Source organism: Gemmata palustris (assembly GCF_017939745.1).
Classification (GTDB): domain Bacteria; phylum Planctomycetota; class Planctomycetia; order Gemmatales; family Gemmataceae; genus Gemmata; species Gemmata palustris.
Genome location: NZ_JAGKQQ010000001.1, coordinates 783434 through 795951 on the forward strand (window position 1 = coordinate 783434; position 12518 = coordinate 795951).

At 64.3% G+C, this 12518-nt stretch carries 9 protein-coding genes; 5 read left to right on the forward strand and 4 right to left on the reverse strand.

Annotated elements, in window-relative coordinates:
- Positions 1 to 42: 42 nt before the first annotated feature.
- The 3 genes from J8F10_RS03140 to J8F10_RS03150 all read right to left on the reverse strand — a co-directional run bounded on the left by J8F10_RS03140 (position 43) and on the right by J8F10_RS03150 (position 5275).
- Positions 43 to 711: a hypothetical protein gene (locus tag J8F10_RS03140; protein WP_210652427.1), complete on the reverse strand. Its 669-nt coding sequence runs from the start codon at positions 709 to 711 to the stop codon at positions 43 to 45.
- A gap of 266 nt (positions 712 to 977) precedes the next feature.
- Positions 978 to 1514: a hypothetical protein gene (locus J8F10_RS03145; protein ID WP_210652428.1), complete on the reverse strand. Its 537-nt coding sequence runs from the start codon at positions 1512 to 1514 to the stop codon at positions 978 to 980.
- An 89-nt stretch (positions 1515 to 1603) separates the two neighbouring features.
- Positions 1604 to 5275 (reverse strand): PVC-type heme-binding CxxCH protein, encoded by a 3672-nt coding sequence (locus J8F10_RS03150; RefSeq protein ID WP_210652429.1) that lies wholly within the window; start codon positions 5273 to 5275, stop codon positions 1604 to 1606.
- Between the two features lie 316 nt (positions 5276 to 5591).
- Here J8F10_RS03150 and J8F10_RS03155 point away from each other — a divergent pair, with 316 nt between their 5' ends.
- The 5 genes from J8F10_RS03155 (at position 5592) to J8F10_RS03175 (ending at position 10560) form a co-directional block, all read left to right on the forward strand.
- The gene (locus J8F10_RS03155) at positions 5592 to 7007 is read left to right on the forward strand and encodes a serine/threonine protein kinase (RefSeq protein ID WP_210652430.1); all 1416 of its coding nucleotides are present in this window, start codon (positions 5592 to 5594) and stop codon (positions 7005 to 7007) included.
- Between the two features lie 370 nt (positions 7008 to 7377).
- Positions 7378 to 8307 carry a DUF1559 domain-containing protein gene (locus tag J8F10_RS03160; RefSeq protein WP_210652431.1) on the forward strand — a complete coding sequence of 310 codons (930 nt, stop codon included), beginning with the start codon at positions 7378 to 7380 and terminating at the stop codon, positions 8305 to 8307.
- Positions 8304 to 8756 carry a carboxypeptidase-like regulatory domain-containing protein gene (locus tag J8F10_RS03165; RefSeq protein WP_210652432.1) on the forward strand — a complete coding sequence of 151 codons (453 nt, stop codon included), beginning with the start codon at positions 8304 to 8306 and terminating at the stop codon, positions 8754 to 8756. Before J8F10_RS03160 ends, J8F10_RS03165 begins: the two co-directional genes overlap by 4 nt.
- A gap of 26 nt (positions 8757 to 8782) precedes the next feature.
- A complete protein-coding gene (locus J8F10_RS03170; protein WP_210652433.1) occupies positions 8783 to 9457 on the forward strand; it encodes a M15 family metallopeptidase in 675 nt (224 codons plus the stop codon).
- Positions 9458 to 9492: 35 nt separating this feature from the next.
- Positions 9493 to 10560: a S66 peptidase family protein gene (locus J8F10_RS03175; RefSeq protein WP_210652434.1), complete on the forward strand. Its 1068-nt coding sequence runs from the start codon at positions 9493 to 9495 to the stop codon at positions 10558 to 10560.
- Between the two features lie 47 nt (positions 10561 to 10607).
- Here the strand turns inward: J8F10_RS03175 and J8F10_RS03180 are convergent, their stop codons facing one another.
- Complete coding sequence (locus J8F10_RS03180) at positions 10608 to 12386, reverse strand: hypothetical protein (protein WP_210652435.1); 1779 nt, start codon at positions 12384 to 12386, stop codon at positions 10608 to 10610.
- Positions 12387 to 12518: the final 132 nt, after the last annotated feature.

The window sequence follows — 12518 nt, forward strand, 5'->3', positions numbered from 1 at the left end:
TTACAGAAGCCCGGCACCACGGTGCATGTTGGGGGCAGCCGATCAGCGCGGCTTGGAGAGCATGCGCTGAAGTTCCTTCAGGTTTTTCAGCCGGTCGGCACGGTCCTCGTCCTTGCCGCCGGGCACCTGCGTGGGCAGTTGCTCGGCCACCAGTTCGGCTTCCACAAGGGCCAGCGCCCGACTCCGGTTCGGCACCAGTTTGTCGCTGTAACGACCGTGCCCGAGTGAGCCTTCGAGAACGGTCGCGAAGGCTACTAATTCGCTCTCGGTCCGCGGCTTCCCGACCGCTCGAAGGACTGCCTGGGCCAGGTTCCAGTCGTCGCCGTCCACATCCCGCCCTGGCTGGTACGTCCTCAGTGCCCAGTAGCACGGCTCGTCCAAACCGAGAACTTCGCTCTGGAACGGGTTGGGATTTCTCAGTCGCAGCCGAATATGTTCAATCAGGTATTCGTTGGCAGTCCGCCCGCCCACATCGCCCAGGGTCACGGCGGCCTGCCACCGCTTCCCCTCGGGCAGCGACACGTCTTCAATGACAACAATGAGTCGCTCGGCCAACTGGCGCCGATCCTTACGAAGTTCCTGAGCGACCTTGGCGAAGTCCGGCTCGGCGCGAGCCGGAACGGGGGCCGGAGTTGCGGTTCCAACTATGAACCAACCCACCGCGAAAAGGGCGACCGAACCGACCGCCGAGTACCACACAACCCGACTCATTGAAGTCCCCTCGTTCCTGGAACTGTGCCCTCAAAGTGCGGTCGACCGCGCCTCTTGATTTCAGGGCGGACCAATCTTGTACCGCTCGATGTGGGATTATCCACAGCGACCGCCCGGCAATCGGTCACATTCTGCGAATCTTCTTCATTTCTTTTCGATCGCAACAGTACCGCCACGAAGACCTCAACTCGATCCCACAAAAACAAAAAAGCAGGCACATATGCCTGCTTGCAATACCGGACTGGAACCGGCCCAACAGCTACCCACTAGCGCAGCGACTTCACCCACTTCTCGAGCGCCTTCGCGTGCTCTGCCACCGTGACGGCCGGTCCGTTGAGGCGGATGTGGTGCGTTTCGTCCTTCTCCTCGACGATCACCCAGATCACGCGCCAGTCTTCGAGTAGCGTCTCCTTCTTGTCTAGCGGGCGCTCCTTGAACTTCCACGTACCGGTCACGTCGAGCACGTTCACGGTCGCGCCGGGTACCTCCCACTTCGCGGTCTTGCTGAGGTCATCGACCGTCTTGCCCTCCGGGGCCACGAACGTGTTTTTCCACTTGGGAAAGTTCTTATCGGTGCCCGGCAAGCTCTCGTTCATAATGCTCAGTTCCGCTGCCGGGTGGTCCTTCGCTCCCGGTAACTTGAACTGGTAGGTGCGGAGCCGGTTTGATGGCTTTTCGCTCTTCCAGTCGGCCGGAGCGGGCGCGGAGAGCTTGTTGAGTTTCACCACAACGGGCTTGTCTTCGGCGCGGGCGCCTCCGGCGAGCGCGAATATGGCAGCGAGACTGTATGTGGCACAGCGCATGATGAGCCTCTAGGGTGTGATTGCGTATTTGAACCATCCCACAGGCCCGCGGGCCTGTGGGACGGACCAGAAAGATTGGTGGTCGCGTTTTACTTCCTCGGCACGACCTTCGTTTCTTCCGCCGAGGTGAGGCTGAAATAGAATCCGTGTGGGTTGTTGCCGTTAGCGACCTTCAGCAACACAGTGTTCTTGCCTTTCACGAGCTTCACGGAAACCTTCTGCGATTCCGGCGCCGCAGCTTTTGATTCGCGTGAAGAAAACACGTCCTTGCCGTTCACCCAGAGTCGCGCACCGTCGTCCGGCCCGAGCAGGATCTCGGCGGCCTGGTCGCTCGGTGATTCGATCTCCACGTGCATGTACGAGGCCGAATTGGTCGAGCGGTTCCCGTGGTACGCGGCGAGGTCGAAGTATCCCTTCCCGTCCGGGCGGATGGTCTTCCACTCGCCGGTGACGGCCTCGCCGATCGTCTTCGGGAGTTGCAGCCGGAACACAGCTTTCGCGTCGAATTCGCTCTTCTCTGGGCCGTACTCCGCATCGAGCGCCTCGTCCATGTTCTTCGCCGGGAACGGACCGACGATCTGGAAACTGTCCGGCGTAAGTGCCGCAGTCTTCAGCGTTTCGAGGTACGCGACGAGGTCCACCAACTCGTCTTCGTTTAGTGCCGCGATGATGTCATCGGGCATGATGGACGTCTTCAGCTTGCGCACTTGTCCTTCGACGTCTTTCTTGAGAACGGTCGTGTCCTTGCCGTTCGCGTCGCGGAGCGTGATCGCGGTGGGCGTATCCGAAACGAGCAGCCCACTGACGGTAACGTCCGCGTTGGTGGTGACGGAATGCTGAATGTACTGGTCCGCGATCGCCTTCGATGGCGTCAGCAGCGATTCGTACAGGTTCTCGCGGCTCACCTTCTTGCCGATCATCGACAGGTCCGGGCCGACTTGCCCGCCGATCCCGCGAACCATGTGGCACTTCGCGCACTGGGCGGCTCCCGTAAGGGTCGCGTTCCAGACGGCTTTACCGCGCGCCACATCACCGGCGCGCCGAGCCAGTTCCGCGACCGCGGGGAGGCTCTTGGGGTTCAATTTGCCCGGCGCCGGGAACGCGAGTTTCGCGCGATTCGCGAGGTCCGCGTAGGGCGAGTTCCGCAATAGGCGCCCGGCTTCGGCGAGCAGTTCCTTCGGGAGATCGCCCTTCGCGTGTGCGTCGAGCAACCACGTTGTGCCGGCGCGGTTGCCGGCCAGCGTCGTCAGGCACGCGGACTTGAGTTCGGGCGTTCCGCGGTCGCCCGCGTTGATGCCACGCACGAGCGAATCGAGAGCAACCGTCGCGTACTTCGGCGCCTTCTGACCCTTCGGGAGCAGCTCGCCGAGCGCCTGAATGCACGCGACCGAGAGAGGGTTCTCCGGGCTGCCGGCCTCGATGAGTGCGGACACGCTCTTATCGTCCGGTAGTTTACCGAGCGTGCGAACCGCTTCTTTGCGCAAGTCGAACGCGGCGTCCTTGTTCTTTGCGATCGCGGCCACCGCGTCGACGCGGTCCACGGCGTTCGCGGCAGCGATGAGTTGGAGACCGGTGGCGGTCGTTTTTTCGTTCGCGAGCAGTGCGTCGAGCGCCGAAGCGAGTTCCTTGCCGGTTTGCAGCGTCTTCCACTTTGTCGGCAGGAAGAGTTTCAGACTCTCAATGGCGCGGGCCTTCATCTCCGGGGCCGCGTCGCTCTTCAGCACGTCCAGCATCGTGACGCCGGCCGCGAGTTCGTCGCTCGTGGCGAGGATATCGACCACGCGGGCCTTCTGTGCGGCAGTTAGCTTGGGATCGGCGAGCAGTTTGCCGAGCCTCGGGAGAACAGACTTCGGCCGCAGTTCCCACACGAGGTCCGCGACCTTATCGTTCCACTCCGGGAAGTGCTTGTCGAAGTCCGCGAGGATCGCGTCGCGCCGATTCGGATCGGTTCCACACGCGATGTTGAGGGCGGCGCGGTAGAAGTGGTCCTGGCCGTCGTAGGATTCAGCGAGAGTGTAGAAGAACGTAACAACTTTTTCGTTGGGCTTGAGAAATCGCAGTTGTATCAGGCACTCACGATAGACGGCGGGGCTTTTCCAGCCCTGATTCTCTTCTTGGCCGGCCATTGCCACAAGCATTTCTCGAACGCGGTCCTCAAAATCGACCGTACCAGGTGCCGCATATTTGCCTGCAGCAAACGGAATGGTTCGAGTGTCACCCGCTCGGAATGTCGCGGAACTCTTGATGAACCCTTCTCCAATTCCAGTGAGTTTCTTCAGAAAATCATCGGCTTTTAGGTTCATTTCTTTCGCAACATCCTCGACTTCCACGATTCCACGCAAGTGCTTACCTGCGATCAAATATAAAGTGCTGTTGCTGTTTGAGTTGAGCATTGCAGAGGAGAGAATGGTATTCACTTGAAGCTGCGGCATGTTGCGAAGCTTCGCGAACGTCGTCGCTCGGACCGCGAGATTCGGCGAGCACAGTGCCGTGGCGATCTCTTCCGACGTGTCGAGTTTCACCTCCGGCACCTTGTACCCCGTGTGGCCCTTGGGGGTGATGCGATAAATGCGGCCGTCGGTGGGGTCCCCCATGCCGTGTCCGCCGACGCCGCGGTCGTACCAGTCGGCCACGAAGATGCTCCCGTCCGGGGCGACGCACACGTCCGAGGGTCGGAACCACGGGTCGCTGCTCGACAGGAGGAGTTCCTTGGTGAGCTCGTACCCCGCGCCCTTCGCCTTCGGGAAGAACCACCGCACTTCCGCTGGCGCACAGTCACAGTGCAACAGCGCGCCCTGGTACTTCTTGGGGAACAGCGCGCCTTCGTAAAATGTGATCCCGGTCGGGCTGCCCTGTCCCACCCGGAGCGTCTTGTGAACGATCCCGGGTTGCTCCTCGTGCCAGTGCGACTGGCCGGGACCGCGCGGGCCGTAGCCGTAGTTACCGCCCGGCATCACGAAGCAGATGCGCGTTTGCTGGTTGCCGTCGTCGTCATTGTCCGAGAGCCACACTTCGCCAAAACTGTTGACGCAGCACTCGTAGTTGTTGCGGAAGTTGTGCGCAATCAGTTCCAGGTTGGTACCGTCCGCGTCGCAGCGCCACACGGTCCCCTTCTGGCAGTCGGTGGTGTTGGTCACCCACTTTTTGCCCTTCCCGTCGCTGGCCTGCAACCCGGTCAGGCCGCCGTCGCCGACGGTGAAGTACAACTTGCCGTCCGGCCCGATGTTCAGCCCGTGAACGCCGTGGTCGTGGTCGAACCCACCGAAGCCGGTGAGGAACTTCTTCGGCGGGCCGTCGGCCTTCAGGTCGCCGTCCTTGTCCTCGAACACGAGGATGTCGGGTGACTGGCACACGAACACGCGCTGCCCCTTGCCGTCCGCGTAGGGCGCGACGCACACACCGAGCGGGCCGTACAGCTCTTCGCCCTGGTAGAACGTCTTCGCCTCCGTCGCTTTGCCGCCGCCGTTCGCGTCGACCAACACAACGATCCGGTCGCCCTCCTTACGGATGATCGGCCGGCCGAAGTTTTTGCGCCGATAGTTCACCGCCTCCGCGACCCACACGCGGCCCTTGTGGTCAACGTCGATGCTCGTGGGGTTAATCAGCATCGGTTCCGCGGCGAACAGTTCCACCTGGAAACCGTCCGCGATCTTGAGCGCGGCAAGGGCCTTCTCGGGCGGGAGCGGCCCGCCGCCCTTCGGCTGCGCGAACGCGGGTGCAGCGAACGCGAGAAACGCGGCCAGCGAAATGAGGCGGGGCATACGCGGGGGGCTCCGGGAGCGAGGGAGAGTTCGAGGCAGGTGGGGACAGTGTACCGCGAACCGGGGGCGAGTGGAACGGCCTGCTGAATGCCTCGCACGCTGTGAATGCTCGTGCTACATTTGGAAGATCGGACGAATTTATAGTTGTGCGGAACCCGTGACCCGCCCTCAATTCTTCGCGCGTCCCCTCACTTCCGCCCGTGCCTGAATCAGTCGATCGCGCGGATGTGACAACTGCGTTGGCCTGTACCGAGTTTTCGACCTAGAGTTCCGTGCCACACCCCGTCCCTGCCAGGACGTCGAGCGAGCGCAATCAATGATCGGCCGCGTATTCATGGGTCGCTACGAGACCAGGAGGCAGCTCGGCGAGGGCGGCATGGGGAAGGTGTACCTCGCGCGCCAGATCGATCTGGGCCGCGAGGTCGTCGTCAAGGTGATGCACGAGCAGATCGCTGCCGATCCCAAGTTTCGCGACCGGTTCCTGCGCGAAACGCTCTTAATGGCTCGCTTCCAGCACCCCGGCGCGGTCACGCTCTACGACGCGACCCTCGAAGACCCGCTCGGCCCGTGCATCGTGATGGAATACGTGAAGGGCCTGAACCTCGAATCGCTGCTCGCGAAAAACAAGCGCATGAGCGCCCCGCGCGTCGGCCGGATCATCGGCGAACTGTGCGAGGTGCTCCAGGCCGCGCACGAAGAGGGGATCATCCACCGCGACCTGAAGCCCGCGAACCTGATGATCGTGGACGCGGACACCCCGCGCGAGCGCATCAAGGTCATGGACTTCGGCCTCGCAAAGCTGGTCGAGGGCGAACCGACCGCGCGTAAGGTGACCGATACGAACGTGGACTTCGCCGTCGGCACGCCCGGCTACATCTGCCCGGAACAGGTGCGCGGCGAGGAGATGGACCACCGCGGCGACCTGTACAGCGTCGGCGTGATGATGTACGAACTGCTCACCGGGCGGCTCCCGTTCAACGGGCCGACGAGCATGGACATCCTGCTCGCGCACGCGACCGAGTACGCGCCCACGTTCGCGGAACTGGGGCTGGGCGGGTGGGTTCCGAGCGAGATCGAGGAACTGGTTTTCGACACGCTCGCCAAAGACCCCGACGACCGCCCGCAAACGGCCCGCGCCCTTGCAGAACGGTTCGATACGGCACTGAACCGGGCACAAGTGAAGGCGGAATCGCGCGGGTCGCGCCTCGTATCGATTCCGGCCCCCGGATCGGGCGTCAAGGCGCCCGGGGCGATGCCCGGTTCCACGCCCTCGCGCCCCGGGCTGCCGGCGTCCGCGATCACCACACCTCCACCTTCATCGTCCGCGTCACTGACTCAATCCGGTGGGTCGCGGGAACAGGCCGCGCTCCCGTTTCACATGGAAGCGTGGATGCCGGAGGGGATCGCAATTGTGAAGCTCCGCGGGTTCGTCCACGACGCCGGCGGGGAAGTGGTGGAGAGCGTGCCGGGGCTCATCAAGGTCCGGCTCGGCGGGCAGAAGGCCCCGGCCGGCGGCGCGCTGTCGTGGCTCGGGCTGCGCCGCGCGTCCAACCCGATCGATGTGGAACTGCACCTGCACCACCTCGACCCGACGAAGGACAACCAACTCACCGTTCACGTCCTGTTTCGCCCGTCGCACCCGGCGCTACTCACCGACCGCAACTGGCGCCAGCGATGCACGCAGGTGTTCATCGAGCTCCGCTCGTACCTGATGGGCCGTTCCCCGGAGTGATCGGGGAACAGTAATAACGAAGAACCGCAGATTACGCGGACAGCGCAGATCGAGAATAAACCGAGTAAACATCAATTGGTGAACGACTTGCATCGCCCCGTTGGGTACGTATCCCACGCGAACGAGCAGTCTAACGATCATCAAATCATAATCTCATAAACCGCCAAAGAAGCTCGCGTCATTCAGGAGTGACGAAATGCCGACGCAAGGGTGTCGATTTCCCGACGCTTCGACACTTCGACAGTGAAGTTTAGCTGAAAAGCAGCCAGATTTTTGGGCCGTAATTGGATCAGAGGGCAGTGGCATCAGACTTGCTTTGAGTAGCCAACCGCCTCTCCAATTCAACCCATCATCTGGGGCTGTACGCACCATGCGACCTCGCTCACCGCGATCCCGCTCGGGATTTACGCTGATTGAACTGCTCGTTGTTATTGCGATTATTGCGATCCTCATCGGGCTCCTGCTCCCCGCTGTGCAAAAGGTTCGTGAAGCGGCTGCCCGAATGAAGTGCAGTAACAACCTCAAACAGCTCGGGCTCGCGCTACACACCTACCACGATGCCAACGACCGCTTTCCGCCGTACTACTCGGCCGGGTTAGCGTCCACGGACCCGCGCCGGTACACCGAGAACTGGTCGTTCGTTCTGCTCCCCTACATCGAACAGGGCAACATCTCTAACCAGACGATTCCCACTCGGGTCGTGTATGACGCACTCGTCCGCCCGCGGGTGATCTCGACGTACAATTGTCCGAGTAATCCGCTGCCTACGACCCTCACCAGTGGGGCCACTGTGACCGCACTCGGCAGCTACTTGGGCGTCACCGGGCGCCAGAGGAGCGACTGGAAGGCGTCACCAGCCGGGTTCAGCATGGACACCGGGATCGTGGCCGTGACGGACGTGACCGGGAAGCCGGTGAAGATCAACTTTTCGGCGGTGACCGACGGGCTGAGTAACACGATCGCGTTCGCCGAGCGCCCCCCGACCGCGGACTTGCAGTGGGGGTGGGTGCTGCGCGGTTCGCCGAACCTCGACAGCATTGGTTGGGCGCAGTACACGTCGGCTGACACGGCCTCCCTCGGGACCAGCGACGCGGTCGGGCCGTGCCCGTTCCCGATGTACTTCCAGGCCCCGGCCTCGCCCCCGCGCCAGTGCGACGGGTACCACTTCTGGTCGTACCACACCGGCGGGGGGAACTTCGCCCTCGCGGACGGCTCGGTCCGGTTCTTCCAGTACTCTGCCGGCCCGACGATCATCACCGCGATGTCCACCCGCGCGATGAGTGAGGTGATCTCCGAATGACTCGATTCATCCGACCCACTGTTCTGATGGCGGTACTACTCGCGCTGACCGGGTGCGGTGACCCGACGACCGAGGTCTCCGGCAAGGTGACGTACCAGGGCAAACCGGTGGCCTACGGAACGGTTGTTGTTCTGGACGCCGCCGGGGCGCCGAAATCGGGCGCGATCCAGCCCGACGGAACGTACCGGGTCAGCGGGGTGCGCCCGGGGCCGGTCAAGGTGGCCGTGTCCAGTCCGCCGCCGCCCGGGTCCGAACCGACCCGCAAGTCCGCCGGCGGGCGGGACGGCCGGGACAGCGACGACGACAAGCCGCCGCCCAATATGCCCCCGGCCGCACCGGAGGTTCTCAAGAGCTGGTTCCCGATCCCGGACAAGTACGGCGACCCGAACAAATCGGCGCTCACCGCCGAGGCGAAATCCGGCCAGCCGATCGACATCGACCTGAAGTGACCGCGGTACGCGCGCGAGGACGTCGGATGAGCAGAACGGGACTCGTACTCGCGTGGGCCGCCCTGGTGCTGGCGCCCGTTATTGGGCGCCCCGCCCCCGTGGACCCGGCGGCGGGCACCGTTCCCGACCCGATCGTCGACAGCAAGATGACCGCAGACGAGGCGCTCGAGGGCCTCGACCGCCGGTGCCCGAAGGAGCTCCGCGCGCGGCAAAAGGTCGTTGCCGTGACGTACTGGGGGTTCGATGATAAGGTCCACCGCGGGCAACTCGTCGTGGACAAGGAACTGGAAAAAGACGTTGTGGAGGTGTTCGAGGTCGCGCTGAAGGAGAAGTTCCCGATCCGATCCGTGGTCCCGGTCGCGCACGCGAAATTCCGCAAGAACGAGAAGTGGGACGACGACCTTTCGATGGCTGCGAACAACACGTCCGCGTTCAACTACCGCGAGGTGACCGGCGGCTCGTCACTGTCGAAGCACGCCCTCGGGCGCGCGATCGACATCAACCCGGTACAGAACCCGTACATCAAGGGCAAAATCACCCTCCCGCCCGACGCGAAATATGACCCCAAGGCCCCCGGCACACTCACCGCCGACCATCCGGTCACCAAGGCGTTCCTCGCACGCGGGTGGGAGTGGGGCGGGAACTGGAAATCGCTCAAGGACTATCAGCACTTCGAGAAGCCCGTCCCGCCCGCAAAGTGACGCGCCGGCTCACTGAAATCCGAGACCAAACAATCATGATCGCCACCGTGATCCGCTCTCTGCCGGTTCTGGCGCTCGTTGCGCTCGCCGGTTCCCCGGCGCTCCCGCTTGCGCCCCAAAAAAACGCACCCGCGACGGAGCGCCCGGAGTGGCTCCGCCCGGCGGCCCTCCGCGCCGGCGACACGATCGCGTTCGTTGCGCCCGCGGGGCCGGCCGACGCCGAGAAGGTCGCGAAGGCGAAGGAGCGGTTCGAGAAAATGGGATTCAAGGTAAAAGTGCCCCCGACCCTGACCACGCGCAGGGATCGGTATTTAGCAGGGTCCGACGAGGACCGGGCCGCCGAGTTCAACACCGCGATCAAGGACAAGACGGTACGAGCCGTGTTCGCGATCAAGGGTGGGTACGGGCTGACGCGCATCCTGGACCGCATCGATTACCCCGCGATCCGCGAGAACCCGAAGATCATCGCCGGGTTCTCCGACCTCACCGCGCTCCACCTCGCGGTGGCCAAGAAGTGCCGGCTGGTCACGTTCCACGCCCCGATGCCGCAGTACGGTTTGTACCGCGACGACGACGGGTTCGGGTACTCGTCCGAGGTGTTCTGGCGGACCGTGCGCGCGGACAAGTACCCGAAGGGGGATAGCGGGTTCACGGTCCCTCTGCCCCCGACCGGGCCGAAGCCCCAGGGCCTCGTGACCGGCAAAGCGAAGGGTCGGCTGGTGGGCGGGAACATGACCCTGGTCGGGGCGACGATGGGCACCCCCTACGAGATCGAAGCGGACGGGAACATCCTGCTCCTCGAGGACACCGGCGAGAAGGCGTACCGCATCGACCGGGTATTTTCTCAGTTGCAACTGGCCGGACTGTTGGACAAGTTCGCCGGGTTCGTGTTGGGCACGTTTGACGGGGCGGACGAGAAAGAACTCGATACCGTGATCCGCGAATACCTCGGGCACCGGAAGGTGCCCGTGATTACCAATTACCCGGTCGGGCACACGCCGTTCAACGCCACGCTCCCGCACGGGGAAGTCGTCGAGATCGACGCGGACGCTCGAACGCTCCGGGTGCTCGAGGCCCCCGTTGCTCTGGGCGCGCGCCCGTGAGTCGCGGCCCGGTCGCCGGCGGGGGACGTGCCCGACGGCCGCACGGCTCACTTGTACGCCTTCATTTCCTTCAGACGCTTGCGGATGTCGGTGAGCACGGCGAGGAACCGTGCGTCGCTGGAGTCGCCGTACAGTTCCTCGAACTTCTCCCTGGAGAGGCAGTCGCGTAGGCCCTTCATCGGCGGCACGTAATCGGCCGCAGCGAACGCGCGGTGTACGTCGTGGACCATTTCCACGTCCTGTTGCGCGGCACGGGCAAAAGCGATCCCCGCGAACTCGGCCGCGAGTGCGGGGAAACACAGGTTCGCGGGCTTGTGGAAGTCGAACAGCGCCCGGCCGACCGCGGCGTCTTCGGCCGCGTCGCGCAGCAGTTCCCCGAGCGCGCAGCCGAGGAAGAATCGGCGGCACAGGTCGCGGCGCCCCGCGAGCGTGGGGTTGCCCAGCACCGCGATCCGCTCCTTGCGCTCTTCGGGCGTTTCGGCGCCCGCCACGGCGCCGGCGGTCGCCGCGTCGTCCGCGAGGGCGCCGGTTTCGTCCAGCGCGGCCCCGAGCGCGATCAGGAACGCGGACACCATTTCCGGGCCGCGCGAACGGATCGCCGAATCCGCGGCCGCGTGTACGTAGGCGGCCGTGAGTTCGTCGCCCTTTAAAGCACTTGCGCCGGCCTCGGCGTTGAGCTTCGCGCGGGCCGTCACCGCCCTCACCACCTTTCGCACGATCTCGTCGCGCACGTTCGATTTCACCGGCGGGCGGTCCGGGTTCTTGAGTGGCGGGTCCGGGATCTTCGCCACGTCGCGGTCGAGTTCGTTGAGGTACGCGAGCGCGAGCGCATCGCCCGGGGCGGCCTTCAGGAGCGCCTTGTAGAGCCGCGTCATGCGCGCGCGGTTCGAGACCGTGAGCGAACTCAGGTTAGCCCCGGGCTCGCGCCGGCGCTCGTCGGCCCACAGGTTGAGTAGGAGCGCGTTGAGTGGATCGAGCCGGACCACCGCGCCCGGGTAGAGCGCGTAGCCGTTGCCGAGTTTCTCCCGCAGCGCCGAACCGGGGTCCGGGGTGCCCACTCCGCCGAGCGCCTGTGCGAGAAAGTGAACCAGCACCTCGCCGCGCTCGGTCTCGCCGCGCGGCTTCCATTCGCGAATGAGAACGTGGCGCCCGTTCAGACCGCGACCGACCCCGAACGTGGGGTCGGCCTTTTCATCGATCTTGCGGCTCGAATAACCGACGACGAGCGTCCCCTCTTTCGCCGGTACTGCCTTTTCGAGTCCGTCAAGCAAGTCGGTCGTGCTCTGCGCGCCCGGGTCCGATTTCCAGGTGTCGAAGCCCGCCAACATGAACCGCACACTCGTCGCCTTCTCGATCACGCCCGCGGCCCCGTCGAAGCGCTTGCGCAGCTCGGCCTGCCAGAGCTTGTCCGCGCGCGGGTCCGCGTCGTCCACGAGCAGTGTTACGGGCACTTTTACCGGCGGGTCGCGCGGGACCGGGTTCGCTTCCGCGCGCGCGTCGCGCTCGAGCGCGGGGCCGGGCAGTTCCAGCCCTTCCAGCCGGACGGTCGTCACCGGGTCGGGCAGGAATAGGTAGGCGTTGTACACATCGAGGCGCAACTTCGTCTCGCGCCCCTTCGCGGTAAAGGTGATGTCGGCCGGTCCGGTGACGTACACGGGCGCGACCGTGTTGGATGGCAATTTGTGCGCGCGCGCTTTCTCGTTCGGCTCGGCGATGCGGAACGCGATTTCCGCGTCCGTGTAATTCCCGATCACGACCACCGCGGCGCGGGCCGGGTGCGGGGCAAACAACAAGACGACGAGCGGGGCGAAGAGTCGATGGCGCATCTCGGCTCCAGGGTGTCACGGTCTTCAATGATAGCACCCGGCCCCGAGTGGGCGGAACCCCGAGCTTCCGCAGGGAACCCGCCACATTCGGTAAAAATCGTCGCGCGCGTTTAATTCGGCGCACGCGAAACG